General features: G+C 69.8%; 23 protein-coding genes and 1 riboswitch. Of the genes, 7 read left to right on the top strand and 16 right to left on the bottom strand.

What is annotated here, in order from left to right; all coding sequences use genetic code 11:
• Positions 1–10 precede the first annotated feature (10 nt).
• From ribA to ribD, 3 genes are read right to left on the bottom strand one after another with little or no spacing between them, the layout of a single operon-like run.
• Positions 11–1,270, bottom strand: a complete 1,260-nt coding sequence (gene ribA / locus ABD736_RS14935) for a GTP cyclohydrolase II (RefSeq protein WP_344792668.1) — start codon at positions 1,268–1,270, stop codon at positions 11–13.
• Positions 1,267–1,977, bottom strand: a complete 711-nt coding sequence (locus ABD736_RS14930; protein WP_344792667.1) for a riboflavin synthase — start codon at positions 1,975–1,977, stop codon at positions 1,267–1,269. The genes ribA and ABD736_RS14930 overlap by 4 nt, the downstream gene beginning before the upstream one ends.
• An 11-nt stretch (positions 1,978–1,988) precedes the next feature.
• The gene (gene ribD, locus ABD736_RS14925; protein ID WP_344792666.1) at positions 1,989–3,047 is read right to left on the bottom strand and encodes a bifunctional diaminohydroxyphosphoribosylaminopyrimidine deaminase/5-amino-6-(5-phosphoribosylamino)uracil reductase RibD; all 1,059 of its coding nucleotides are present in this window, start codon (positions 3,045–3,047) and stop codon (positions 1,989–1,991) included.
• A gap of 83 nt (positions 3,048–3,130) precedes the next feature.
• Positions 3,131–3,256, bottom strand: a riboswitch (FMN riboswitch).
• Between the two features lie 111 nt (positions 3,257–3,367).
• Between ribD and pnuC the strand changes: the two genes are divergently transcribed.
• Entirely contained in the window at positions 3,368–4,048 is a 681-nt protein-coding gene (gene pnuC, locus ABD736_RS14920; protein WP_344792665.1) for a nicotinamide riboside transporter PnuC, read from the top strand.
• Here pnuC and ABD736_RS14915 read toward each other — a convergent pair.
• The 5 genes from ABD736_RS14915 to ABD736_RS14895 all read right to left on the bottom strand — a co-directional run bounded on the left by ABD736_RS14915 (position 4,045) and on the right by ABD736_RS14895 (position 8,606).
• Positions 4,045–4,824, bottom strand: a complete 780-nt coding sequence (locus ABD736_RS14915; protein WP_344792664.1) for an HAD family hydrolase — start codon at positions 4,822–4,824, stop codon at positions 4,045–4,047. The genes pnuC and ABD736_RS14915 overlap by 4 nt on opposite strands.
• Positions 4,821–5,486, bottom strand: coding sequence for a GNAT family N-acetyltransferase (locus tag ABD736_RS14910; RefSeq protein WP_344792663.1), 666 nt, complete (start codon positions 5,484–5,486; stop codon positions 4,821–4,823). The genes ABD736_RS14915 and ABD736_RS14910 overlap by 4 nt, the downstream gene beginning before the upstream one ends.
• Positions 5,487–5,499: 13 nt before the next feature.
• Positions 5,500–6,507, bottom strand: coding sequence for a tryptophan--tRNA ligase (trpS, locus tag ABD736_RS14905; RefSeq protein WP_344792662.1), 1,008 nt, complete (start codon positions 6,505–6,507; stop codon positions 5,500–5,502).
• 75 nt (positions 6,508–6,582) lie between these two features.
• Positions 6,583–7,425, bottom strand: coding sequence for an exodeoxyribonuclease III (locus ABD736_RS14900; RefSeq protein ID WP_344792661.1), 843 nt, complete (start codon positions 7,423–7,425; stop codon positions 6,583–6,585).
• A gap of 47 nt (positions 7,426–7,472) precedes the next feature.
• Positions 7,473–8,606: a YihY/virulence factor BrkB family protein gene (locus tag ABD736_RS14895; RefSeq protein ID WP_344792660.1), complete on the bottom strand. Its 1,134-nt coding sequence runs from the start codon at positions 8,604–8,606 to the stop codon at positions 7,473–7,475.
• An 89-nt stretch (positions 8,607–8,695) separates the two neighbouring features.
• Here ABD736_RS14895 and ptsP point away from each other — a divergent pair, with 89 nt between their 5' ends.
• A complete protein-coding gene (ptsP, locus tag ABD736_RS14890) occupies positions 8,696–10,357 on the top strand; it encodes a phosphoenolpyruvate--protein phosphotransferase (RefSeq protein ID WP_344792659.1) in 1,662 nt (553 codons plus the stop codon).
• Here ptsP and ABD736_RS14885 read toward each other — a convergent pair.
• From ABD736_RS14885 to ABD736_RS14850, 8 genes are all read right to left on the bottom strand, one after another.
• Positions 10,332–11,090, bottom strand: a complete 759-nt coding sequence (locus ABD736_RS14885) for a ferredoxin reductase (RefSeq protein ID WP_344792658.1) — start codon at positions 11,088–11,090, stop codon at positions 10,332–10,334. The genes ptsP and ABD736_RS14885 overlap by 26 nt on opposite strands.
• Positions 11,087–11,677 carry a sulfite oxidase-like oxidoreductase gene (locus ABD736_RS14880; RefSeq protein WP_344792657.1) on the bottom strand — a complete coding sequence of 197 codons (591 nt, stop codon included), beginning with the start codon at positions 11,675–11,677 and terminating at the stop codon, positions 11,087–11,089. Before ABD736_RS14880 ends, ABD736_RS14885 begins: the two co-directional genes overlap by 4 nt.
• A 106-nt stretch (positions 11,678–11,783) precedes the next feature.
• On the bottom strand, positions 11,784–12,539 hold the full coding sequence (locus ABD736_RS14875; RefSeq protein WP_344792656.1) for a succinate dehydrogenase iron-sulfur subunit: 756 nt from the start codon (positions 12,537–12,539) through the stop codon (positions 11,784–11,786).
• A complete protein-coding gene (sdhA, locus tag ABD736_RS14870) occupies positions 12,539–14,371 on the bottom strand; it encodes a succinate dehydrogenase flavoprotein subunit (protein WP_344792655.1) in 1,833 nt (610 codons plus the stop codon). Before sdhA ends, ABD736_RS14875 begins: the two co-directional genes overlap by 1 nt.
• A gap of 23 nt (positions 14,372–14,394) precedes the next feature.
• Positions 14,395–14,826: a succinate dehydrogenase hydrophobic membrane anchor subunit gene (locus ABD736_RS14865; RefSeq protein WP_344792654.1), complete on the bottom strand. Its 432-nt coding sequence runs from the start codon at positions 14,824–14,826 to the stop codon at positions 14,395–14,397.
• Positions 14,823–15,245, bottom strand: coding sequence for a succinate dehydrogenase, cytochrome b556 subunit (sdhC, locus tag ABD736_RS14860; protein WP_344792653.1), 423 nt, complete (start codon positions 15,243–15,245; stop codon positions 14,823–14,825). The genes ABD736_RS14865 and sdhC overlap by 4 nt, the downstream gene beginning before the upstream one ends.
• A 135-nt stretch (positions 15,246–15,380) precedes the next feature.
• Complete coding sequence (locus tag ABD736_RS14855; protein WP_344792652.1) at positions 15,381–16,517, bottom strand: magnesium and cobalt transport protein CorA; 1,137 nt, start codon at positions 16,515–16,517, stop codon at positions 15,381–15,383.
• A 111-nt stretch (positions 16,518–16,628) separates the two neighbouring features.
• Complete coding sequence (locus tag ABD736_RS14850) at positions 16,629–17,762, bottom strand: glycosyltransferase family 4 protein (RefSeq protein ID WP_344792651.1); 1,134 nt, start codon at positions 17,760–17,762, stop codon at positions 16,629–16,631.
• 109 nt (positions 17,763–17,871) lie between these two features.
• Here ABD736_RS14850 and ABD736_RS14845 point away from each other — a divergent pair, with 109 nt between their 5' ends.
• The 5 genes from ABD736_RS14845 (at position 17,872) to ABD736_RS14825 (ending at position 24,425) form a co-directional block, all read left to right on the top strand.
• Complete coding sequence (locus ABD736_RS14845) at positions 17,872–18,993, top strand: mannose-1-phosphate guanylyltransferase (RefSeq protein ID WP_344792650.1); 1,122 nt, start codon at positions 17,872–17,874, stop codon at positions 18,991–18,993.
• A 132-nt stretch (positions 18,994–19,125) separates the two neighbouring features.
• Complete coding sequence (locus ABD736_RS14840) at positions 19,126–20,211, top strand: BMP family lipoprotein (RefSeq protein WP_344792649.1); 1,086 nt, start codon at positions 19,126–19,128, stop codon at positions 20,209–20,211.
• A gap of 96 nt (positions 20,212–20,307) precedes the next feature.
• Positions 20,308–21,828: an ABC transporter ATP-binding protein gene (locus ABD736_RS14835; RefSeq protein WP_344792648.1), complete on the top strand. Its 1,521-nt coding sequence runs from the start codon at positions 20,308–20,310 to the stop codon at positions 21,826–21,828.
• Positions 21,828–23,132 carry an ABC transporter permease gene (locus ABD736_RS14830; protein WP_344792647.1) on the top strand — a complete coding sequence of 435 codons (1,305 nt, stop codon included), beginning with the start codon at positions 21,828–21,830 and terminating at the stop codon, positions 23,130–23,132. The genes ABD736_RS14835 and ABD736_RS14830 overlap by 1 nt, the downstream gene beginning before the upstream one ends.
• A 3-nt stretch (positions 23,133–23,135) precedes the next feature.
• Positions 23,136–24,425 (top strand): ABC transporter permease, encoded by a 1,290-nt coding sequence (locus tag ABD736_RS14825; protein ID WP_344792646.1) that lies wholly within the window; start codon positions 23,136–23,138, stop codon positions 24,423–24,425.
• The last annotated feature ends 8 nt before the right edge of the window (positions 24,426–24,433 follow it).

Here is a 24,433-nt window from a genome sequence, read left to right as displayed (position 1 = left end):
GAAGTGCGGATTATTGGTGCTGCTCGACGCCGAGCCCGCCGAAGAGATGGCCCATGCGGTCGCGCTTGGTCTCGAGGTAGCCGCTGTTGAGCGCGCCGACGCCGACGACTAGCGGCACGCGCTCGTCGACCGCGATGCCGTGCGCCTCGAGCTGGCTCACCTTGTCGGGGTTGTTGGTCAGCAACCGAACGGAGGCCACGCCGAGGTCCTTCAGGATGTCGCCCGCCGCGGTGTAGTCGCGGGCATCCGCCGGCAGCCCGAGCGCGAGGTTCGCGTCGAGGGTGTCGAGCCCCTCGGCCTGCAGCTGGTAGGCGCGCAACTTGTTGATCAGGCCGATGCCGCGCCCCTCGTGCCCGCGCAGGTAGATGACGACGCCGCCGTCGCGCTGCACCGTCTCGAGCGCGGCATCCAGCTGCGGCCCGCACTCGCACTTGAGCGACCCGAAGGCCTCGCCCGTGAGGCACTCGGAGTGCACGCGCACGAGCGCCCCATGCGCGCCCGGGGTGCCCGAGATGATCGCCACGTGGTCGGCGCCGGTCATGCGGTCGCGATAGGCGCGCACGCGGAACGGCCCGTGCGTCGTCGGAATCGTGGTCTCGACCTCGAAGGTGACGCTGCTCGTCTCGGGGATCGCCGCGGCGGTCTCGAGCGGCTCCCCGGCGTGGAACTCGTTGAGGTAATCGATGAGCGCCGCGATCGTGACGACCGGCAGCCCCTTCTCTTCCCCGAGCGCGATGAGGCCGGGCAGGCGCATCATCTCGCCGTCGTCGGCGACGACCTCGCCGATCGCGGCGACGGGCGTGAGCCCGGCGAGTTTCATGAGATCGACGGATGCCTCGGTGTGACCTCCTCGCGCGCGAACCCCGCCGTCGACCGCGCGCAGCGGCAGCACGTGCCCCGGGCGGTTGAGCGAGGCGGGGGTCGACTCGAGATCGGCGAGCACCCGCAGCGTGTGCGCGCGCTCGCCGGCGCTGATGCCGGTCGACGAGCGGTCCGCCGCGTCGACGCTGACCGTGTAGTTCGTGCCGAGCGGGTCGCGGTTGTCGACGACCATCACCGGCAGTTCGAGCCGGTCGGCGATCTCATTCGTCATCGGGGCGCAGATGAAGCCACTCGTGGTGCGGATCATCCAAGCGAGCCACTCCTGCGTCGCGAACTCGGCCGCGATGATGATGTCGCCCTCGTTCTCGCGGCTCTCGTCATCGGCGACGATCACCGGCTTGCCTGCGCGCAGGGCGGCGATCGCCTCGGGGATGGTGCCGATACTCATGCGCGGGCCTCCGACCCCTCATCGCGGAAGTCGGCTGCGCTTCGCGCGGCCGGGGTCTGCGCCGCGGCGGCGGCCCACTCGGCCCCCGCGCCTAGCGGTTCGACCCGGAATTGAAGCATCCGCTCGACCTGCCTGGCCACGATGTCGGTCTCGAGGTTGACCCGGTCCCCGGCCGCGCGCTGACCCAGCGTCGTCGCGGCGAGCGTCTCGGGAATGAGCGAGACCTCGAACCAGTACCCCTCGTCTGCGTCGCCCCCGACGGCGCTCACCGTGAGCGAGGTGCCGTCGATCGCGATCGAGCCCTTGCGCGCGACGAGCGGCGCGAGCTCGGGCGTGAGTGAGAGCCGCATCACGCGCCAGGCGCTGCCGTCGGTGGTGCTCAGCACGGTGGCCGTGCCGTCGACGTGACCCTGCACGAGGTGGCCGCCGAGGCGGTCGCCGAGCTGGGCGGCGCGCTCGAGGTTCACGTGCGTGCCGATGGCCGCTCCCGAGAGCGTCGACATCTCGAGCGTTTCGCGCATGACGTCCGCGGTGAACTCGTCGCGCTCGAGGGCGACGACGGTGAGGCACACGCCGCTCACCGAGATCGAGTCGCCGTGCTTCGCGCCCTCGGTCGCGAGCGGGCCGCGCACGGTGATGCGCGCCGCGTCGGGGTGCTGCTGCACGCGGGTGATCTCGCCGATCTCTTCGATGATTCCGGTGAACATGGTGCTTCTCCTTACTCCGCTTCCGCCGCTAGTCGACTCGGCGAAGCCGAATGGGGACCGAGGGGTCGCGCGGTGATCAGCAGGTCGTCGCCGAGGCGTTCGACGCTGCCGAGTTCGAGGCGGCGCTGCTCGTCGATCGAGCCGACGCCGAGGTCTGCGAGGGCGGTGCGCGGACCGCCGATCAGGGTGGGGGCGAGATAGATCTCGAATTCGTCGACGAGCCCTGCGGTGACCAGCGCGCTCGCGAGCGTGGGCCCGGCTTCGACATAGAGCGAGCGGATGCCGCGCTGCTGCAGTTCGTGCAGACCGGCGGCCAGTTCGCGGGTCTTGAGCTCGATGAGGGGCTGGGGATGCCTGCGCACGGCGGCCCCCTCAGGAACCTCGCGCACCCCGAGCACCACCGGGACGGGCTGCTGCTCGCGCAGGCGGCCGTCGGCCGTGCGCGCCGTCAGGCTGGGGTCGTCGGCGAGCAGGGTTCCCGTGCCGACCAGGATCGCGTCGTGGGCGGCGCGCTGCTCGTGCACGCGCTCGCGTGCCGCGGGTCCGGTGATCCACCGGCTCGTGCCGTCGGCCGCGGCGGTGCGACCGTCGAGGCTCGAGGCCCACTTGAGTGTGGTGAAGGGGCGGTCGTGGCGCACGGCGAAGAGCCAGTCGGCGAGGAATCCCTCGACCTCGTCCTCCAGCACCCCGGGCGTGACCTCGACGCCGGCCGCCCGCAGGCGCTCGGCGCCGCCGCGTGAGCGCTCACCGGGGTCGGCGACGGCGAAGACGACGTGCGTGATTCCCGCAGCGATGAGCGCTTCGCTGCAGGGGCCGGTGCGGCCGGTGTGGTTGCAGGGCTCGAGGGTGACGACGGCGGTGGCGCCGCGGGTTGCGCCGTCCGGCAGCTTCGTCAGCGCGTCGACCTCGGCGTGCGGGGTGCCCGCGCCTCGGTGCCAGCCCTCGGCCAGCACGTCGCCGGCGGGGGAGAGCAGCACGCAGCCGACCCGTGGATTGATGCCGCGCGCCGGGCCGTTGGCGGCGAGTTCGAGCGCGCGCCGCATCGCGGCTTCGAAGCGCTGCTCGCTCATCTCTTCCCTCCGGCCCAGCCTCTGGGTTTCTGCCCATCGGGCTCCGGGGGACGCGAACGCCGCAACCACGCGCCGCGGAGGCGCGCCGTGCTGCCTTCCATCCGGACTTTAACCGTCGGTGCCGGAGTTCCACCGGCTCAACCTCGCCGAGGCGAGGGTCGCGGACTTTCACCGCCGGTTCGGACTCTCACCGACCCCGGAGCACGTATTGCGCAACCATCGTACCCGCGAGTTCTATTCCGCCGTCTTCCGGCGTCATCTGGGGCACCTGCCGCGGCGCTCGGGAATGAGCACCCGGCCGGTGCTGGTTACCATCGACCGTGGATCTCGTTCGCTGGCTCTTCGACGCCCAACTGCACATCGGCGACCAGGTGGTGCTGTGGCGCGAGGTGATCGGGAACCTCTTCGGTCTCGCGAGCGCCCTCGGCGGCATGCGGCGCAAGGCGTGGGCGTGGCCGGTCGGCATCGTCGGCAACGCGCTGCTGTTCACGGTCTTCCTCGGCGCGGTCTTCGACACCCCGAACCCCGTCAACCTGCTCGGCCAGGCCGGCCGGCAGGTGATGTTCATCATCGTCTCGATCTACGGCTGGATCCGCTGGACGCGGCGCGACGCCGACGGCAGCGGCGACCGGGTCGCCGTCACGCCGCGCTGGGCGTCGTGGCCGGTGCGCCTCGGGCTGATCGCCGGCATGGTGGGCGGCACCGCCGTGCTCACCCCGCTGTTCCGCGCCCTCGGCTCGTACGAGCCGGTGTGGTCGGACGCGTGGATCTTCGTCGGCTCTCTGCTCGCCACCTACGGCATGGCCAAGGGCTGGGTGGAGTTCTGGCTCATCTGGGTCGCGGTCGACATCGTCGGCGTGCCCCTGCTGTTCAGTGCGCACTACTACGCGTCGGCGGCGATGTACGTCTTCTACGGCGCGTTCACCCTGACCGGATTCTTCGTCTGGTGGCGCGAGCGCGCGCGCATCAGCCGCGAGGCCGCGCTGCTCACGACCGTCTAGCGCGCGCTCGTCCGGACCGCAGCGAGCAGTTCGGGCAGCTCGGCGAGGGACACGATGCGATGGATGCCCGCAGCTGCGGCATCCGTCTCGAATTCGCCCCAGCCGCGCTCGTCGCGGTCGATCCACACGCCGATCAGCCCCGCCGCGGCGGCGCCCAGCGCGTCGACGCGCACGCGGTCGCCGACGTAGACGACCTCGCCCGGCGCGACCCCGAACCGCTCTGCCGCGTGCAGGAAGATGCGCGGGTCGGGCTTGGCGATGCCGAGCTCACCGGATGCGATCACCTGGTCGACACGCGCGTCCAATCCGATCGTCGCGACCTTGCCCTGCTGCAGCGCGAGCTCGCCGTTCGTGACGATGCCGAAGCGGATGCCCGGAATGGCGGCCTCGAGTGCGTCGAGTGCGCCGGGGACGTCGTCGTACGCGGTCCATTCGTCGCGGTAGGCGTCGTAGTAGCCGCTGAACCACGTGGACGCGGCGTCGTCGCCCAGCTCGGCTGCGCTGAATCGGGCCGCGAAGTCACGGACGCGTGCGCGGCGCTGGCCCTCGTAATCGAGCTCGCCGGCGAGATAGCGCTCGAAGTGCAGGTCTTCTGCCTGCTGCCAGGCGGCAACGATGTCGGCGGCGCTCGCCGTGTCGTACGGAGCGCCGAGCGCGGCGACGTGCGCGAGGATGCCGCGTCGGAACGCGCCGGGGTGATCGAAGAGCGTCGCGTCGAGGTCGAAGAGCACGACCTGCGGCGCGCGTGCGCCCTGCGCGGGCGCGTCGGTGCTCATCCGCCGCCCGGCGTGGTCGGCGAAGACGGCGCGGGCGGCTCAGCCGACCCGCCCGGCGCCGCGGGCCACGCGAGGTAGGCGGCGATGGTGCCGTCGTCGCCCGCCAGGCGCCGCCCGTGCCAGTGCTCGGGGTGCGAGCCGTCGCGGTACGCGATCTGAGAGGGACCGATGCCGGTGAAGCGGAATCCCGCGGCCTGCGCGGTGCGCGCGGAGGCGTAGTTGCCGATGAGGCACTCCCAGTGCACGGTGCGGGCGACGCCCGCCTCCAGCGCCCAGTCGCTGACCGTTCGGACCGCCTCGGCCATGAGGCCGCGCCCGCGGTGCGGTGCTCCGAGCCAGTACCCGACGTCGAGCGACTCGGGGTCGGTCGCACGGCGCCGGTGCAGGCCGACGACCCCGAGCAGCGGGCCGCCCTTCTCGCCGTTCGGCCCGGCGGGCTCGCGCAGCGCCCAGATGAACTCGCGCCCGACCTCCCACCCGGTCGGCACGATCGTGCCGAGGAAGTGCTCGGCGTCTTCGCGCCGGTACGGCGTGGGCGTCGTCAGGTAGTCGATGAACATCGGGTCCTGGCAGTACTCGAACACGCGCTCGGTGTCATCGAGCGTCGGCATCGAGAGCACGAGCCTCTCACTGCGCAGCACCACGGGTTCCACTGTGGTCACGCTAGTCGTCGAATCAAACGCGAGGCAGAATCCCGACGGCCTCGTAGACACGCTTCAGTGTCGCCTCGGCGACCTCGTTCGCCCGAGCGGCGTTCAGCGCGAGCAGGCGGTCGAGCTCGGCCGGGTCGGCGAGCAATTCGAGGGCACGGGCGCGCACCGGCTCGAGCTCGGCGATGACCGCGTCGGCCACGGTGCGCTTGAAGTCGCCGTAGCCCTTGCCCGCGAATACGGCCTCAGCGTCGGCGACCGACGACCCGGTGATCGCGGTGTAGATCTCGAGCAGGTTGGTCACACCCGGCTTCGTCGTCCAGTCGTACTTCACCTCAGCGCCGGTGTCGGTCACCGCGCGCATGATCTTCTTGCGGGTCACCGACGGCTCGTCGAGCACCCAGATCAGGCCGGCGTCGGTCGCGGCCGACTTCGACATCTTCGACGTCGGCTCCTGCAGGTCGTAGATGCGCGCGCCCTCTTCCGGGTACTGGCCGACCGGCACGGTGAACACCTCGCCGAAGCGCGCGTTGAAGCGCTCGGCGAGGTTGCGCGTCAGCTCGATGTGCTGCTTCTGGTCGTCGCCGACCGGCACGACCTCGGTGTCGAACAGCAGGATGTCGGCGGCCATCAGCACCGGGTAGTCGAACAGCCCGACCGTCGTGCCCTCGGCGCCGAAGCGCTGCGACTTGTCTTTGAACTGCGTCATGCGGCTCGCCTCGCCGAACCCCGTGATGGTGTTCAGCACCCACGCGAGCTGTGCGTGCGCCGGCACGTGCGACTGGACGTACAGCGTGGACTTGCCCGGGTCGACACCCGCGGCGATGTACTGCGCAGCGAGCCCGCGCGAGGCGGCGGCGAGGGACTTCGGATCGAACGCCGCGTTCGTCAGCGCGTGCAGGTCGACGATCGAGAAGAACGCGTCGTACTCGCCCTGCATGGCGCGGAACTGCAGCAGCGCCCCGACGTAGTTGCCGAGGTGCAGCGAGTCGCTCGAGGGCTGAATGCCCGAATAGAGGCGGGGCTTGGTCATGCGGGTTCCTTGCGTTCCGGTGATTCACATGCGGCGAGCGGATGCCTGGTGCAGCTCGCGCGCGAAAGAGATGCTCTACAGCTGGTAGTCGACGACGATCGGCGCGTGGTCTGACCAGCGCGCGTCGTAGCTCGGGTAACGGTCGACGGCGTACGAGGTGGCCTTCGCGGCCAGCTCGGGCGTCGCCACCTGGTAGTCGATGCGCCAGCCCGTGTCGTTGTCGAACGCCTGCCCGCGGTTCGACCACCACGTGTACGGACCCTCGACCTCGCCCGAGAACTTGCGGCCGAGATCGATCCAGCCGAGGCCGGCCTTCCCCGTGTTGTAGCCCTCTTCGTCTTCTGCGCCGAAGATCTTGTCGAAGTACTCGCGCTCCTTGGGCAGGAAGCCGGCGCGCTTCACGTTGCCCTTCCAGTTCTTGATGTCGAGCGTGCGGTGGCCGACGTTGAGGTCGCCCATGAACACCGACAGCGGGTTGTGCTCGCGCAGCTCGGGCAGCCGCTTCATGAGAGCGTCGAGGAACTTGTACTTCTCGACCTGCTTCGGGGTATCGGCCTCGCCGGAGTGCACGTAGGTCGAGACCACGGTCACGATCGTGCCGTCGACGTTGTAGTCGGCCTCGAGCCAGCGGCCCGCCGAGTCGAAGTCGTCGTCCCCGAAGGTCACGCGGTGGATCTCGGCCTTCCGCCGGCTCGCCAGTGCGACCCCCGCGCGGCCCTTGGCGGTGGCCTCGTCGTGCAGGATGTTCCACTCGGGCCCGAGCAGCGCCGAGAGGTCGTCGACCGTCGCTCGCACTTCTTGAATGGCGATGATGTCGGCGCCCCGGCTGTTCACCCAGTCGCCCATGCCCTTGCGGTACGCCGCGCGGATGCCGTTCACATTGACCGATGCGATGCGCAAAGGGGTCGATTTCGCCATGGCAAAAGCCTAGCCGGGGCGTCTGACACCGACGATGCCGTCTGGGGTCAGGCATCCGGTCGCCTCTTCTGCCTGCGATCGGGGTCGTTCGCCGTCACGACCCGCAGGTGACGCAACGCACGCAGCAGCAGGCGGCGCGCCTGGCGCCTGCGCCGCCAACCCGTGACCCGCTCATAGACCTCGTTCGCGGTGCGCACCGCGCGCCGGGCCTCTTCGAGGTCGCGCTGGTACTCCTCGCGCAGGCGCTCCTGCGCGGCCTCCTCGGCAGACAGGCGGCGGGCGGAGAGGCCGCGATCCTCCATGCCGACGGCGATCCAGGATGCGGCGATCAGGATCACCTGGCAGACGAAGTTGAACCACAGGAGCAGTGCGACGAACACCGCGAAACCCGCGAGCGCCGGGTTCCGCGAGGCGCCCCGCAGCAGGTAGCTGCTCGCCTGGCTCAGCACGGAGAGCGCGACTGCGCCGATGGCCGAGCCGACGAACAGGTTGCGCCACGGGATGTACAGGCGCGACAGCAGCCGGTACATCGCCGCCAGCGTGCCGAAGTTGATCAGCAGCGAGACGAACACGGTGACCGAATAGACCCCGAGCTGCGATAGCGGCGACGCCCGGTCGACGCCCAGCTGAAGCAGGATCAGCTCGAGCAGCTGCGTGGTGATCAGCGCGATCAGGGCGGAGACGATCAGGCCCACGCCGAACCCGACCGCCTGCACGGCGTCGATCGAGCGCTGCACGAAGAAGTTCCGCTTGTCGTTGCCGACCCCGAAGATCGTCCGGATCGCCGTGCGCGTCGACGACAGCCACCCGAGCGCGGTCCACACGAGTGCCGCGAACGCAATGACCGCGGTGTAGGTCAGCGCCAGATTGGCGGCGTCGAGCGTTCTGGTCGAGATGGCACCGCCGTCGCCGATGAGGTTCGGCACGGCCTGGTTCACGAGCCTGATCAGCTGGTCGTAGAGCAGCTCGTTCGACCGCACCCAGATGCCCGCGATCGAGAAGCCGACCCACACGGCGGCGAAGAGCGCGAACAGCGACTGATAGGCCATGCCCGCCGCGAGCAGCGGCCCGTTGGAGTCGGTGTAGTGCTGGAACACGCGCGCGAGGCGCAACCGCTGCGCGCGGTCGACGACCTCTTTGACCTGCTCCACCGCGGTTGCGGGCGAGTCGCGCTCGGTCATGCCCTCATTGTGCTGTGGTCGGAAGCCGATCGGGGCTCGGGCGACCGCGTGGCGCACGCGCGGTTAGGCTGGGTGGCCGAAGGAGGGCTATGCGCATCACCGGTATCGGCGTGGGCCGCGGCATCGCTGTCGGCGCCGTGTTGCGCATGGCTGAGCCGATCGCGGAGCCGGTGGATTCGCCGCGCACCGGGGACGCCGCGGCCGAGCGCGCCCGCCTGCTCGCCGCCCTCGCCGAGACCGCGGCGGAGCTCGCCGCCCGGGCGGCTCTCGTCGACGGCGACGCCCGCGACGTGCTCGAGGCCCAGTCCCTCATGGCACAGGATCCCACCGTCATCGACGACGCGGCCGCCCGCATCGAGGCCGGCCAGAGCGCGGAGCGCGCCGTGTTCGACGCGTTCGGGGCGTACCGCCGCATGCTCGAGGGCATGGGCGGGCTGATGGCCGAGCGCGCCGCCGACCTCGATGATGTCTGCCGGCGCACGGTCGCCCGCCTCTCCGGCGTCGGGGTGCCTGAGGTGCCGGCATCCGATCGCCCCTTTGTTCTGGTGGCCCACGATCTCGCGCCTGCCGACACGGCGGCGCTCGACCTCGACAAGGTGCTCGCCATCGTGACGGAGGCGGGCGGCCCGACGTCGCACACCGCGATCCTCGCCAAGCAGCGGCGCCTGCCCGCGATCGTCGGCGCGGCCGGCTGCGGCGGACTCGCCGACGGCCAGGTGGTGGTCGTCGACGCGCCTGCCGGCCTCGTGGTCGCCGACCCGAGCATCGCGGAAGTCGACGGAGCGCGCGCCCGCGGATCCGTGGCCGCCGCGCCCTGTGCGCCGACGCCGGGTGCGCTCGCGGACGGCACGCGGGTGCCGCTGCTCGCGAACCTGGGCGACGCGACGGATGCCCCAGCCGCGGTCGCCTTGGGGGCGGAGGGCGTCGGCCTGCTGCGCACCGAGTTCCTCTACCTCGAGTCGCAGGCGGCCCCATCGGTCGAGGCGCAGACGGCGCACTATGCCGAGGCGTTCCGCCCGTTCGCCGGCCGCCGCGTGATCGTGCGCGTGCTCGACACCGGCGCGGACAAGCAGCTGGCGTTCCTCGGCCACGAGCATGAGGAGAACCCCGCGCTCGGCCGCCGCGGCCTGCGGGCGCTGCGCGAGCACGAAGGCGTGCTGCGCGATCAGCTCGAGGCGCTCGTCGCCGCGCGCGACCAGACCGGCGTCGAACTCGCCGTCATGGCGCCGATGGTCGCCGACGCCGACGAGACCGAGTACTTCGTGGCGCTCGCCCGCTCGTTCGGCATCGCGTCGGTCGGCATCACGGCAGAGGTGCCGTCGTCGGCCGTGCTCGCCGACCAGCTCGCGCCGCTCGTCGACTTCATCTCGATCGGCACGAACGACCTGACGCAGTACGCCTTGGCGGCCGATCGGATGCTGGGCACCGTCGCCGCCTACCAGGACCCGTGGCACCCGGCGGTGCTGCGGCTCGTGCGTCTCGTGGGGCAGGCGGGGGCCGAGGCCGGGGTTCCGGTCGGGGTGTGTGGCGAGGCGGCGGGCGACCCGCTGCTGGCCGTGGTGCTCGTAGGGCTCGGGGCGACCGAGCTGTCGATGTCGCCCGCGCTGCTGGGGGAGGTGCGCGCCGAGCTCGGTGCGCATACGCTCGCCGAGGCGCGCGAGCTCGCGGCGCTGGCCGTCGGCGCGCGCTCGGCCGCCGAGGCACGCGCGGTCGTCGAGGCTGAGCTCAGCCGCCGAAGCGCTCGGTCTTGATGCGGTCGGGGTCGAAGCCGTCGTCGATCACGCGGTTCGCGACGGTCTCGACGAACGCGGTCGGCCCGCAGATGAAGAACCGCACGTCCTCGTCCATCGCCGCCATGGCGACCTCTTCGCGGGTGAGCCGGCCTGGCGCACGCGTCGTCTCGGGCGGCGCCTCGCGGGTATAGAACAGCATGAGCTCGAAGGGCGCCCGGGTGTCGGCGGCGAGCTCGTGCAGCTCGTCGTGGAAGATCACGCGGTCGGGGGAGCGCACCGAGTACAGCAGGGTGAACGGCACGGGGCTGGCGAGCGCGCGGTGCCGCCGAGCCATCGCCATGAGCGGCACGATGCCGGAGCCGCCAGCGATCAGAACCACGGGGGAGGGATCCTCGGGGCGCCACACGAACCAGCCGCCGACCGGCCCGCGCACCTCGAGCTGGTCGCCCGGCTGCACACCCCGCACGAGGTAGGGCGAGACCTCGCCGTCGGCGAGCTCCTCGACCGTGATCTCCGCCTCGTCGCCGCCCTCCGCCGAGGCCAGCGAGTACGACCGCTGCGCCGTGTAGCCGTCGGGGGCCGTCAGGCGGATGTCGATGTGCTGGCCCGCGAGCTCGGTGCCGAGGCCAGGGGCGCGCAAGCGCAGCGTGCGGGCGGCGCCGTCGCGCGAAGCATCCGTCTCGAAATGCGCGCCGACCACGTCGGCGACGCGCCACGTGTTCGCGACGCGGTGCAGCTCTTCGTCGCTCACCAGTAGCGCTGCTCGAGCCAGGGGTCGCCGCGCAGGTGGTAGCCATTCGACTCCCAGAACCCGGGCTGGTCGTTCGGGATCAGCTCGAGGCCGCTCACCCACTTCGCCGACTTCCAGAAGTACAGGTGCGGCACGAGCAGGCGGGCCGGCCCGCCGTGCTCGGGCGCGAGCGGCTTGCCGTCGAACTCCCACGCGACCCACGCCTTGCCGCCGAGCAGGTCGGCGAGCGGCACGTTCGTCGTGTAGCCGCCGTAGGAGTGCGCCATCGTGAACCCGAACTCGTGGTCGACGCCCTCGAACAGCGTGTCGATGGCGACGCCGCGCCAGGTCGTGCCGAGCTTCGACCAGCTCGTGACGCAGTGGATGTCTGTCGTGATCTCCTCCTGCGGCAGCGCCATGAACTCGTCCCAGTTCCAGACGCGTTTCTCTCCGCGGCCGAGATCGAGCGTGAACGTCCACTGCTCGAGCGGGATTCGCGGGGTGGGGCCGGCCGAGAGCACCGGGAAGCTGTCGGTCAGATACTGACCGGGAGGCAGCGACGGATCGCTGCGGCGCCGGCCGAGGAAGCCGGACGAGATGAGCGCCATGGGGCTGAGCGTAAGGGCACAACGTAATCGTCGCCACCTTCTGCGGTGACCTCGGTTCGCGAGGGCGCAGAAAGTGGCGACGATTCGATCGGTCGCCGGCGGCCGGTCAGCGGCGGCCGCGGATCACGGCCTGCTTCACCTCGGCGATCGCCTGGGTGATCTGGATGCCGCGCGGGCACGCCTCGGTGCAGTTGAAGGTCGTGCGGCAGCGCCACACCCCCTCTTTGTCGTTGAGGATGTCGAGGCGCACCTGGGACTCGTCATCACGCGAGTCGAAGATGAAGCGGTGCGCGTTGACGATCGCGGCGGGGCCGAAGTACTGCCCGTCGGTCCAGAAGACCGGGCACGACGACGTGCACGCCGCGCACAGGATGCACTTGGTGGTGTCGTCGAAGCGCTCGCGGTCGGCGGCCGACTGCAGGCGCTCCTTGCCCTCCGGGGGCGCCGAGTGCGACTGCAGGAAGGGCTGCACCTCGCGGAAGGACTCGAAGAACGGGTCCATGTTGACGATGAGGTCCTTCTCGAGCGGCAGGCCCTTGATCGCCTCGACGTACACCGGCTTCGACAGGTCGAGGTCCTTCAGCAGGGTCTTGCAGGCGAGCCGGTTGCGGCCATTGATGCGCATCGCGTCTGAGCCGCAGACACCGTGCGCGCACGAGCGGCGGAACGCGAGCGAGCCGTCCTGCTCCCACTTGATCTTGTGCAGCACGTCGAGCACGCGGTCGGTCGAGTACACCTCGACGTCGTAGTCGACCCAGCGCGGCTCGCTGTCGGTCTCGGGGTTGTAGCGGCGGATGATGATGGTGGCCGTCATGACATCGACGGCCGGTGCCGCCGCGGGGGTCTCGGTTGCAGTCGACATCAGTACTTCCTCTCCATCGGCGGGTAGAGCAGCTCGCCGTCGTCGCCCTTGACGAAGACCACGGGCTTGTAGTCGAGCTTGATGTGGTCCTCAGGGTCGGGTGACGTCGCGTCGCCGGTCAGGTAGGCCATCGTGTGCTTCATCCAGTTCTCGTCGTCGCGCTTCTGGAAGTCCTCGCGCATGTGGCCGCCGCGGGATTCCTCGCGGTTCATGGCCGAATACACGACGACCTCGGCGAGGTCGAGCAGGAAGCCGAGCTCGATCGCCTCGAGCAGGTCGGTGTTGAAGCGGGCGCCACGGTCGTGGATGCCGATGTTCTTATAGCGCTGGCGCAGGTCGTGGATGATGTGCAGCATCTCGCGCAGCGAGTCCGCCGTGCGGTACACCTGCGCCTTGTCGTCCATGTTCTCCTGCAGGGTCTTCCGCAGCACGGCGATGCTCTCTGACCCGTTCGCGGCCTTGACCTGGGCCACCAGGCTCTGCACGCCCGCCGCCGGGTTCTCGGGCAGTGGCGTGTAGTCGACGCCCTGCACATACGCGACCGCGTTCTGGCCGGCGCGCTTGCCGAAGACGTTGATGTCGAGCAGCGAGTTGGTGCCGAGGCGGTTCGAGCCGTGCACCGACACGCAGGCGCACTCGCCCGCGGCATACAGCCCGGGCACCGGCGTCGTGTTGTCGCGCAGCACCTCGGCGTTGTTGTTGGTCGGGATGCCGCCCATCGCGTAGTGCGCGGTCGGCATCACCGGCACCGGCTCGACCACGGGGTCGATGCCGAGGTACAGGCGGGCGAACTCGGTGATGTCGGGCAGCTTCGTCTCGAGGATCTCGGCGCCGAGGTGCGTGCAGTCGAGCAGCACGTAGTCCTTGTTCGGGCCGGCGCCCCGGCCCTCGCGCACCTCCTGCACCATGCAGCGCGCGACGATGTCGCGCGGAGCGAGGTCCTTGATGGTCGGCGCGTAGCGCTCCATGAAGCGCTCGCCGCTCGCGTTGCGCAGGATCGCGCCCTCACCGCGCGCGCCCTCGGTGAGCAGGATGCCGAGGCCGGCCAGGCCGGTCGGGTGGAACTGGAAGAACTCCATGTCCTCGAGGGGCAGGCCGCGGCGCCAGACCATGCCGACGCCGTCGCCGGTCAGGGTGTGGGCGTTCGACGTTGTCTTGAACATCTTGCCGAAGCCGCCGGTGGCGAAGATCACGGCCTTGGCGTGGAAGACGTGCAGCTCACCGGAGGCGAGCTCGTAGGCGACGACGCCCGAGACCTTGCCGTCGGTGTAGAGCAGGTCGAGTGCGTAGTACTCGTTGAAGAAGTTGACGCCGTACTTGACGCAGTTCTGGAACAGCGTCTGCAGGATCATGTGGCCCGTGCGGTCGGCGGCGTAGCACGCGCGGCGCACCGGTGACTTGCCGTGGTCGCGGGTGTGACCGCCGAAGCGGCGCTGGTCGATCTTGCCCTCAGGGGTGCGGTTGAACGGCAGCCCCATGTTCTCGAGGTCGATGACCGCGTCGATCGCCTCTTTGGCGAGGATCTGCGCGGCATCCTGGTCGACCAGGTAGTCGCCGCCCTTGATCGTGTCGTACGTGTGCCACTCGGCGTTGTCCTCTTCGACGTTCGCGAGGGCGGCGGCCATGCCGCCCTGCGCGGCGCCCGTGTGCGAGCGCGTCGGGTACAGCTTGGTGATCACGCCGACGGTGACGTCGGTGCCCTGGGATTCCTCCGCAGCGGCGATCGCGGCGCGCATGCCGGCGCCCCCAGCGCCGATGATCACGATGTCGAACTGGTGGTAGTGGACTCCGCCTGCGACGGTCTCAGCGTTGGTGGCTTGTGCGTCGGTCACGTTCTCGTTCTCTATTCGATTCTCTACTTGCAGAAGCTCAGCGTGGGGTCGGTGGGGCACGGGTCGAAGGCCGTGACCGTGTAGGTGCCGAGGATGAGCAGGATGACGACGGCGAGCAGGATGCCCCACTTGAGCACCCGGTTGACGGTCGGGTTGTGCGCGTAGTCGTTCACCAGCGTGCGCATGCCGTTGCCGCCGTGGATGAGGGCGAGCCACAGCATCAGGCCGTCCCAGATGCGCCAGAACGGCGAGGCCCACTTGCCGGCGACGAACGCCCAGTCGACGGCCTTGATGCCGTCGCCCTGCACGAGGTTCACGAAGAGGTGGCCGAAGATCAGGACCACGAGCACGACGCCCGAGATCCGCATGTACATCCAGCCCCACTTCTCCCAGTTGGTCCGGCTCTTCTTGCGGATCGGGGTCTGGGGGGTGCGCGGTGCGTCGATGAGGGTCATGAGTGGCTCGGCTCCGTGAAGACGTTGTGCAGCTGGATCGGCAGGAAGCCCGCCATCAGGACCACCCAGAGGACGATGACGATCCAGAACAGCAGGCGCTGGTGGCGCGTCGCCCAGGCCCACAGGTCGACCGCGATGATGCGCAGGCCGTTGACGGCGTGGAAGCAGATGGCGGCGACGAGCGCGGCCTCGCCGAGGCCGAGCAGCGGGTTCTTGTAGGTGCCGATGACGGCGTTGTATGCCTCAGGCGAGATGTTCAGCACGACCGAGTCGAGCACGTGCACCAGCAGGAAGAAGAAGATCGCGACGCCGGTGATGCGGTGAAGCACCCAGGACCACATTCCCTCGCGGCCCCGATACAGCGTTCCGCCCAGCCGAGAGGGCCTCGGCTTGGGGGCATCGATCGTCTGGCTTGACACGGACAACCCTCCCTGGCTGTGCGAACGGATGCTGCGATGCATCCGTTTCTGCGGTCTCAGTCTAGGCCGGGTGCCTGCGCGCCCGTCAGTAAGGCCACCCTAATTTATCTCGATGTCGAGACAAATCCCCACCGATCAGAGCCAGTTTCTGCGGCGGAACCAGAAGTACAGCCCGAGCCCGAGCGCGACCATGAGCAGCACCGCGAACGGGTAGCCGAGTGCCCAGTGCAACTCGGGGATGTCGACGAAGTTCATGCCGTAGATGCTCGCGATCAGCGTCGGCGCGAAGAGGATCGCCGCCCATGCCGAGATCCTCTTCGTGTCCTCGCCCTGCTGATGGCTGAGCTCTGAGAGCGCCTGCATGCGCGCGTTCTGCCGCTCGCTCACGAGCGTCGCATTGACGGTGAGGATGTCGCGCAGCATCGACCGGAACCCGTCGACCCGCTCGTTGACGACGGTCAGGTGGTCGGCGACGTCGCGCAGGTTGCGCTCGAGCTCTTCGTTCACGTGATACTTCTCGGCGCCGGCCTGCAGGTTGTCGACCACGGTCGCGAGCGGGTGGATCGCCCGCTGGAAGTCGATCACCTCGCTCGACAGCTCGTAGATGCGCCGCGACACGTTGGCGTCGAGGCTGTCGAACACCTGCGTCTCGATCTCGTCGATGTCGTTGGCGAGACCGGCGACGACGGGCGCGTACTCGTCGACGACCGTGTCGATGATCGCGAACAGCACGGCCTGTGTGCCCATCGCGAGCAGCTCGGGGTCGGCTTCCATGCGGCGGCGCACGTGCGACAGGTCGGGCGACTCGCTGTGGCGCACCGTGATCACGAAGTTCGGGCCGACGAAGAGGTGCAGCTCGCCGAACGCGACCTCTTCGGGCACGTCGAGGTAGTCGGCCGCGCGCAGCACCACGAACAGCGTGTCGTCGTAGCGCTCGAGCTTGGGGCGCTGATGCGCCGCGATCGCGTCTTCGACCGCGAGCTCGTGCAGGTCGAACTCCTCGGCGAGCGAGTGGATCTCCGCCTGCGACGGACGGTACAGCCCGATCCAGGCCATGCCGCCCGGCGTGTCATGCAGCGCGCGGAAGGTGTCGGCGAGCGAGGTGGGCGATGCCACGCGGATGCCGTCGAGGTAGATCGCCGAGTCGACGATCGTGCGGCGGCTGGGGCGCGCGGGGGTGGGCGCCGTGCTCGGCGCCGACGGACTCGAGGTGGCATTTCGACGTCCTACGAACGGCATCGGCGGCAAGACGCGAAGTCTGCGCTGGGCCATGTGCATGCACCTCCCCGGCTCAAGGAAGCACGCGTGGCGCGTGCCAACCCTTGACAGTACCCCCGCAGGCTATGCACCGCCCACGCGGGCCGCTGTGTCGGCTCTGCGGGTCTAGACCGACACGCTCGCGGCGGTACGGACGTCGGCGATCGCCGCCTCGTAATGCGCGAACAGCTCGCCGCAGATCTCGGGCCAGGACCGGTCCAGAACCGCCCGGCGCCCGGCCTCGCCCATGCGCAGCCGCAGAGCCCCATCGCCCACGAGCGCCCGCACCTGGTTGCGCAGCTCGTAGTCGTCGCGGAACAGGTAGCCGTCGACTCCGTACTCGACGAGGTCGAGCGGGCCGCCCGCGGCCGGCGCGACGACAGGCAGGCCCGAGGCGTGCGCCTCCTGCACGGTCTGCCCGAAGGTCTCCTCTTCTCCGGTGTGCACGAAGACGTCGAGCGCCGCATAGGCGGCGGCGAGCTCTTCGCCGGCGAGCCGGCCGAGGTACGTCACCGGCAGGGGCCGCAGTGCCTTCTGCACGCCCGGCATCGCGGGCCCGTCCCCGACGATCGCGAGGCGCATGCCGGGGATGCCGCGCAGGCAGCGCAGCCGCTCGACCTGCTTCTCTGGCGCGATGCGGCCGATGTAGCCGACGACGACCTCGCCGCGCGGGGCGAGGAAGTCGCGATAGCGGCGGGCGAGCGGCGAGGTGCGGTTGTTGGGGTGGTAGCGCTCGAGGTCGACCCCGCGCCCCCAGCGGTCGAGCCGGTCGAAGCCGGCGGCCTCGAGGTCGGCGATCGACGACGTCGAGGGGGCGAGCGTGAGCGTCGCGCCGTCGTGCACCCAGCGCAGCAGGCGCCACACCGCATTCGCGGCGAGACCGAGTCGATTGCGGCGCGCGAAGCCTGCGACATCCGTCTGATAGATCGCAACGGATGCCACGCCGAGCCGATTCGCAGCGGCGATGGCCTGCGCCCCGAGCAGGAAGGGGCTCGCCGCGTGCAGCACGTCGGGGCGGAAGTCGGCCAGCAGCCGGGCGACCTGGGGGTTCGGCAGGCCGACGGGGAACTGGCGGTACGCCATGGCCGGCACGGTGTGCACCGGGAAGCCCGCGTAGTCGGTCGGCACCTTGGGTGCCGCGGGGCAGATCACCATCGCCTCGTGGCCCGCTGCGGCGAGCTGTTCGAGGACCCGGCAGACGCTCGTGGTGACGCCGTTGACGGTGGGAAGAAAGCTCTCGCTGACCACAGCTACCCGCATGGTTCTGAAGTTAAGAAGCCGTCGTGGCGGCACGGTGAACCGGCTGTGAACCCCGGAAGCACACCGGTGTAACTTCCCGGCCACCCTGCCTCGCCCTAGGCTGAGCGGCATGGCGAGCTCCGAGGCCCTCTCACGCTTTCACGCCGTGATCCCCGCCGGCGGCGTGGGTTCGCGGCTCTGGCCGCTGTCGCGCGCCGAGGCGCCGAAGTTCCTGCACGACTTGAGCGGAAGCGGCCACAGTCTGTTGCGCGACACCTGGGACCGGTTGGTGCCGCTCGCCGGCGCGCACCGCATCATGGTCGTCACGGGGCGCGCCCACCGTGCGGCGGTCGAAGACCAGCTGCCCGAGCTGCGCGACGCGAACATCGTGCTCGAGGCGGACCCGCGCGACTCGACGGTCGCGATCTGCCTCGCGGCCGCCATCCTCGAGCGCCGCGAGCCCGACGTGATCATCGGCTCGTTCGCGGCCGACCACATCATCAGCCACCTGCCGCTGTTCGAGAGCGCCGTGCGCGAGGCGGTCGCGGTCGCGGACGCGGGCTACATCGCGACCATCGGCATCAAGCCCACCGAGCCGGCGATCGGCTTCGGCTACATCAAGCAGGCCGAGGCACTGGGCGTCGACGGCGCACCGAGCGCGCATGCGGTCGAGTCCTTCGTCGAGAAGCCCGACCTCCCGACCGCCCGCGGCTATCTGCGCGACGGCGGGTACCTCTGGAACGCGAGCATGTTCATCTCGCGGGCGGACACGCTGCTCGAGGCCCTCGGCAGGACGAAGCCCCAGCTGCTCGCGCAGCTGCGCGAGCTCGCCGCCGCGTGGGACGATCCCGCGGCCCGCGGGCCGGCCGTCGACCGCGTCTGGCCGCGGCTCGAGAAGGTCGCGATCGACTACTCGGTGGCCGAGCCCGCGGCGGCAGAGGGGCGCATGGCCGTCGTGCCCGGTCTGTTCCGCTGGAACGACGTGGGCGACTTCGCCTCGCTCGCCAAGATCAATTCGGGCGGCCGGAAGGCGGACCTCGCGATCCTGGGTGAGAACGCGCGCGTGCTGGCGGATGCCTCGAGCGGGATCGTCGTCAGCCAGCAGAAGCGCGTCATCAGCCTGATCGGCGTGAAAGACATCGTCGTGGTGGACACCCCTGACGCGCTGCTGGTGACGACCACCGAGAACGCGCAGCGGGTGAAGTCGGTCGTCGACGCGCTCAAGCTGTCGGGCTCGACGGACGTACTCTGAGCGGCAGGATGTAACGGCCGCATTAAGAACCGCAGGATTGGCGAAAAGCACCCCCGCGGGTCGGTTAGCTTTCTGTGGTGCCTCATGCATGCACACGCGCGCGGCACCCTGCAATTCCTGTGGAGGGAAATAGTGAAGAACACAGCACGTAAGGCGATCGTCGCGGCGATCGCCGTGGCGAGCGGCGTGGCGCTGCTCGCCGGTTGCGCTCAGGCCCCGTCCGACTCCGGTGACGGCGCGACCAGCGCGAAGAAGGATTTCCTGCCCTGCATGATCTCCGACTCCGGCGGCTTCGACGACCACTCGTTCAATGAGCTCGGCTTCAACGGCCTCGTCAGCGCGTCCAAGTCGCTCGGCGTGGACTACAAGAAGGCCGAGTCGAAGACCGACGCGGACTACCAGCCGAACATCACCAGCATGGTGTCGCAGAACTGCAACCTGATCATCACCGTCGGGTTCAACCTCGCCGACGCGACCAAGGCGGCCGCCGCGCAGAACCCCGACACCAAGTTCGCGATCATCGACGACAACTCGATCAAGGCCGACAACGTGCAGCCGATCATCTTCGACACGGCTCAGGCCGCGTTCCTCGGCGGCTACGCCGCGGCGAGCTACTCGAAGACCGGCACCGTCGGCACCTTCGGCGGCATGCAGATCCCGACCGTCACCATCTTCATGGACGGCTTCGCGGACGGCGTCGCGTACTACAACAAGCAGAAGAACAAGGACGTCAAGGTCGTCGGCTGGAACGTGCAGAGCCAGAAGGGCTCCTTCACGGGGGGCTTCGACGCGAACGACTCCGCGCAGCAGGTGGCGCAGGGCATCATCGACCAGAACGCCGACGTGATCATGCCGGTCGGCGGCCCGATCTACCAGTCGGCCGCGACCGCGATCAAGAACTCCGGCAAGTCGATCGCCATGATCGGCGTCGACGCCGACGTCTACAACACCGACCCGTCGGTGCGCAGCATCCTGCTCACCTCGGTGCAGAAGGGCATCGACCCGTCGGTGCAGGCGGTCGTGAAGGCGGCGGCTGACGGCAAGTTCTCCAACACGCCGTACGTCGGCACGCTCAAGAACGACGGCGTGGGCCTCGCCCCGTTCCACGACTTCGAGAGCAAGGTCGACCCTGGGCTGCAGGGAGAGATCGACAAGATCAAGCAGGGCATCATCGACGGATCGATCACGGTCACGTCGCCCGCGAGCCCCAAGTCCTGATCTCGTGAGTCCGCAGCGGCCGGCCGGGGACGACCTCCCCGGCCGGCCGCTTCTATCTGTCGCCCTGACCCCGGGCGGAAAGGTAGCGTTTCCCGTATGAAGCTCGAATTGCGCGGTATCACCAAGCGCTTCGGAAGCCTCACCGCCAACGACCACATCTCGCTCACCGTCGAGCCGGGTGAGGTGCACTGCCTTCTCGGCGAGAACGGCGCAGGCAAGTCGACGCTGATGAACGTGCTCTACGGCCTGTACCAGGCCGACGAGGGCGAGATCCTGCTCGACGACGAAGTCCAGCACTTCGCCGGCCCCGGTGACGCGATGAAGGCGGGCATCGGCATGGTGCACCAGCACTTCATGCTCATTCCGGTGTTCACCGTCGCCGAGAACGTGATGCTCGGCCACGAGCAGACGAAGGGGCTCGGGCGCCTCGACCTCGCCGCCGCCCGCGCGAAGGTGCGCGAGATCTCGCAGCGGTTCGGCTTCGACGTCGACCCCGACGCGATCGTCGAAGAGCTTCCCGTCGGCGTGCAGCAGCGCGTCGAGATCATCAAGGCGCTCAGCCGAGACGCCAAGGTGCTCGTGTTCGACGAGCCCACCGCCGTGCTCACCCCGCAGGAGACCGATGAGCTGATGGGCATCATGCGCCAGCTCAAAGAGCAGGGCACGGGCATCGTCTTCATCACCCACAAGCTGCGCGAGGTGCGCGAGGTCGCCGACCGCATCACCGTCATCCGCCTCGGGAAGGTCGTCGGCGAGGCGTCGCCCACCGCGAGCAACTCGGAGCTCGCGTCGCTGATGGTCGGCCGCGCGGTCGAGCTCACGGTGCAGAAGGACCCGGCGAAGCCGGCGGATGCCGCGCTGGTCGTCGACCACCTGACCGTGCTCGACGCCCTCGGCCAGAAGGTCGTGAACGACGTGAGCTTCGAGGTGCGCCAGGGCGAGATCCTCGCCATCGCCGGGGTGCAGGGCAACGGCCAGACCGAGCTCACCGAGGCGCTGCTCGGGCTGCAGGCCAAGGTGGACGGGTCGATCACCCTCGACGGCACGCAGCTCGTCGGAAAGGGCGTGCGCCAGGTGCTCGACGCCGGCGTCGGCTTCGTTCCGGAGGACCGCAACGAAGACGGCCTCGTCGGCGAATTCACGATCGCCGAGAACCTCATGCTGAACCGCTCGTCGGGCGCCCCGTTCGTGAAGGGCGCCAACCTGCAGACCAAGGTGCTGAACGCCTTCGCCGAAGAGAAGGTGAAGGAGTTCGACGTGCGCGCGCAGTCGATCCAGACCCACGTGGGGCGACTCTCGGGCGGCAACCAGCAGAAGGTCGTGCTCGCCCGCGAGCTCTCGCGCGAGCTGCGGCTGCTCGTCGCCGCGCAGCCGACCCGCGGCCTCGACGTCGGCTCGATCGAGTTCGTGCACAAGCGCATCGTCGCGACCCGCGACGAGGGCGTGCCCGTCATCGTGGTGTCCACCGAGCTCGACGAGGTCGTGGCGCTGGCCGACCGCATCGCCGTGATGTACCGCGGCGGGATCGTCGGAATCGTGCCGGGCGACACCCCGCGCGAGGTGCTCGGCCTGATGATGGCGGGCGAGACGCCCGAGACCGCGGGGGAGGCCGCCTGATGAGCGATTCGACGCCAGAGACCGAGCCGACGGTCGACGCGCCTGAGCAGGCATCCGTCGCCCCCAGTCAGACGCCGCCGCCCGAGCGGCAGGTGACGACGCGCGGCCAGCAGGCGCTGCGCGACATCATGGGCGGCAGCGTCGTCATCTCGGTGCTCGCCGTGCTGCTCGCGCTCGTCGTCGGCGCGGTGCTGATCGCGCTGACCGACCCCGGGGTGCAGAAGGCCGCCGGATACTTCTTCGCGCGGCCCACCGACACCTTCCAGGCGATCTGGACCGCCGTCGGGGGCGCCTACACCTCGCTGTTCCAGGGCGCGATCTTCAACACCGGCGCCTTCACCTTCGCCACCGGCATCCAGCCGCTCATGAACACGCTGAGCGCCGCAACCCCGCTGATCTTCGGCGGTCTCGGCATCGCGCTCGCCTTCCGCATCGGCCTGTTCAACATCGGCGGCCAGGGCCAGATCCTGATCGGCGGCGCGCTCGCCGGCTGGGTCGCGTGGTCGTTCCCGATGCCGTTCCCGTGGGCGCTGATCGTCGCGATCGTCGCCGGCGTCGTGGGCGGCGCGGTGTGGGCCGGCATCGTCGGCTGGCTCAAGGCGCAGACGGGCGCGCACGAGGTGATCGTCACGATCATGCTCAACTACGTCGCGTTCTATCTGATCTCCTTCCTGCTGCGCACCCCCGGCGCGCTGCAGGCGCCGGGCAGCAACAACCCGAAGTCGCCGGCGATCCCGCACGCGGCGCAGCTGCCTGCGCTGTTCGGCGTGCGCTACACGGTGACGTGGGCGTTCGTGCTCGCGATCGCGGCCGCCTTCGCCTACTGGTGGCTGATGAACCGCTCGAACCTCGGCTTCCGCTTCCGCGCCGTCGGCGAGAACCCGAGCGCCGCGCGCACCGCGGGCATCGGAGTCGAGCGCATGTACATCTACGGCATGTCGATCGCGGGCGGATTCGTCGGGCTCGCCGGCGTCAACCAGGTGCTCGCGACCACACCTGGCGGGTTCTCGTCGGGCTTCGACGCAGGCCTCGGGTTCGACGCGATCACCGTCGCGCTGCTCGGCCGCTCGCGCCCCCTCGGCGTGTTCATCGCCGGCCTGCTGTTCGGCGCCCTGAAGTCGGGTGGTTACCTCATGCAGGCGGCCAATGACATCCCGATCGACATCGTGCTCATCGTGCAGTCGCTCATCGTGCTGTTCATCGCGGCGCCGCCGCTCGTGCGGGCCATCTTCGGCCTGCCGAAGCCGGGAACGGCGCCCCGCCCGCGCCGCCCAGCCACCGCCGCCGCCACGAAGGAGGCCTGAGCCTTGACCACCGCCACCGCTCACGTGCCCGACGCGGCGCCCATCGTCCTCGAGAAGGTCGAGGTGCGCAGCTGGAAGGTGCCGATCGCGCTCAGCGTCTTCGCCCTCGGCGCCGTCGTGCTGTTCATCGTCTTCGCGCGCTCGGGCCACACGCAGTTCCGGTTCAGCCAGAGCGACGACTTCTTCCGCATTCCCGACCTCACGGTGCAGTCCGCCCCCGTCGGAATCGGCCTCGCGATCGTCACGGTCGTGATGGCGCTGCTCAGCTGGGCGGCCGTCGCGCGCGGCATCCGCGTGCCCCTGTGGTTCACCGCGCTGTTCGCCGTCGTCTTCATGGTCGGATTCCTCGCCTGGGCCGCACAGGGCGACCACCCGCTACCCGTCACCTCGCTGCTGCTCGGCGCCGTGACACTGTCGGTTCCGCTCGTCTTCGGCGCCCTCGGCGGCGTCATCGGCGAGCGCGCGGGCGTCGTCAACGTCGCGATCGAGGGCCAGCTGCTCGGCGGCGCCTTCTGCTCTGCGTTGATCGCCTCGGCGACGGGCTCGATGACCCTCGGGCTCATCGCGGCCGCCGTCGCCGGCGTGCTCGTCGCGTTCATCCTCGCCGCGTTCGCGATCAAGTACCTCGTCGACCAGGTCATCGTCGGCGTCGTGATCAACGTGCTCGTCACGGGCCTCACGAACTTCGGCTACACCAAGATCCTCGCCGCCGACCCCGAGCACCTGAACCGGCGCCTCACCCTGCCCGACCTGCCGATTCCGGGGCTCGCGCAGATCCCCGTCATCGGCCCCGTGCTCTTCGACCACTCGATCATCGTCTACATCGCCTACGTCGCCGTCGCGGGCGTGTGGTTCGGGCTGTTCCACACCAAGTGGGGCCTGCGCGTACGGGCGGTCGGCGAGCACCCGCAGGCGGCCGACACCGTGGGCATCAACGTCAACAGCACGCGGTTCTGGAACGTCTCGCTCGCGGGCGCCATCGCCGGTCTCGGCGGCGCGTTCTTCACGCTGGGTTCCGTCGGCATCTTCACCAAGGAGATGACCGCCGGCCAGGGCTACATCGCCCTCGCCGCCGTCATCTTCGGCCGCTGGGACCCGATCCGCGCGACGCTCGCCGCCCTGCTGTTCGGCTTCGCGACGAACCTGCAGAACACGCTCGGCATCATCGGCTCGCCCGTGCCCAGCGAGTTCCTGCTGATGCTGCCGTACCTCGTGACGATCTTCGCCGTGGCCGGCCTCGTCGGGCAGTCGCGAGCCCCCGCCGCGGACGGGAAGCCGTATGTCAAGTCCTGACGATGGCG

The sequence above is a fragment of the Gryllotalpicola daejeonensis genome (genome assembly GCF_039538145.1).
GTDB lineage: Bacteria > Actinomycetota > Actinomycetes > Actinomycetales > Microbacteriaceae > Gryllotalpicola > Gryllotalpicola daejeonensis.
Note: the sequence above shows the minus strand (reverse complement) of the source record. Positions and strands in the feature narration are given on the sequence as shown.

Coding starts and splice junctions, on each gene's coding strand:
- ABD736_RS14835 (WP_344792648.1), top strand. CDS start 20,308: ATGAAGCTCGAATTGCGCGGTATCACCAAGCGCTTCGGAAGCCTCACC.
- ABD736_RS14915 (WP_344792664.1), bottom strand. CDS start 4,824: ATGAGCACCGACGCGCCCGCGCAGGGCGCACGCGCGCCGCAGGTCGTG.
- trpS (WP_344792662.1), bottom strand. CDS start 6,507: ATGACCAAGCCCCGCCTCTATTCGGGCATTCAGCCCTCGAGCGACTCG.
- ABD736_RS14830 (WP_344792647.1), top strand. CDS start 21,828: ATGAGCGATTCGACGCCAGAGACCGAGCCGACGGTCGACGCGCCTGAG.
- ribA (WP_344792668.1), bottom strand. CDS start 1,270: ATGAGTATCGGCACCATCCCCGAGGCGATCGCCGCCCTGCGCGCAGGC.
- ptsP (WP_344792659.1), top strand. CDS start 8,696: ATGCGCATCACCGGTATCGGCGTGGGCCGCGGCATCGCTGTCGGCGCC.
- ABD736_RS14900 (WP_344792661.1), bottom strand. CDS start 7,425: ATGGCGAAATCGACCCCTTTGCGCATCGCATCGGTCAATGTGAACGGC.
- ABD736_RS14930 (WP_344792667.1), bottom strand. CDS start 1,977: ATGTTCACCGGAATCATCGAAGAGATCGGCGAGATCACCCGCGTGCAG.
- ABD736_RS14855 (WP_344792652.1), bottom strand. CDS start 16,517: ATGGCCCAGCGCAGACTTCGCGTCTTGCCGCCGATGCCGTTCGTAGGA.
- ribD (WP_344792666.1), bottom strand. CDS start 3,047: ATGAGCGAGCAGCGCTTCGAAGCCGCGATGCGGCGCGCGCTCGAACTC.
- ABD736_RS14865 (WP_344792654.1), bottom strand. CDS start 14,826: ATGACCCTCATCGACGCACCGCGCACCCCCCAGACCCCGATCCGCAAG.
- ABD736_RS14880 (WP_344792657.1), bottom strand. CDS start 11,677: ATGGCGCTCATCTCGTCCGGCTTCCTCGGCCGGCGCCGCAGCGATCCG.
- ABD736_RS14850 (WP_344792651.1), bottom strand. CDS start 17,762: ATGCGGGTAGCTGTGGTCAGCGAGAGCTTTCTTCCCACCGTCAACGGC.
- ABD736_RS14895 (WP_344792660.1), bottom strand. CDS start 8,606: ATGACCGAGCGCGACTCGCCCGCAACCGCGGTGGAGCAGGTCAAAGAG.
- ABD736_RS14875 (WP_344792656.1), bottom strand. CDS start 12,539: ATGTCGACTGCAACCGAGACCCCCGCGGCGGCACCGGCCGTCGATGTC.
- ABD736_RS14845 (WP_344792650.1), top strand. CDS start 17,872: ATGGCGAGCTCCGAGGCCCTCTCACGCTTTCACGCCGTGATCCCCGCC.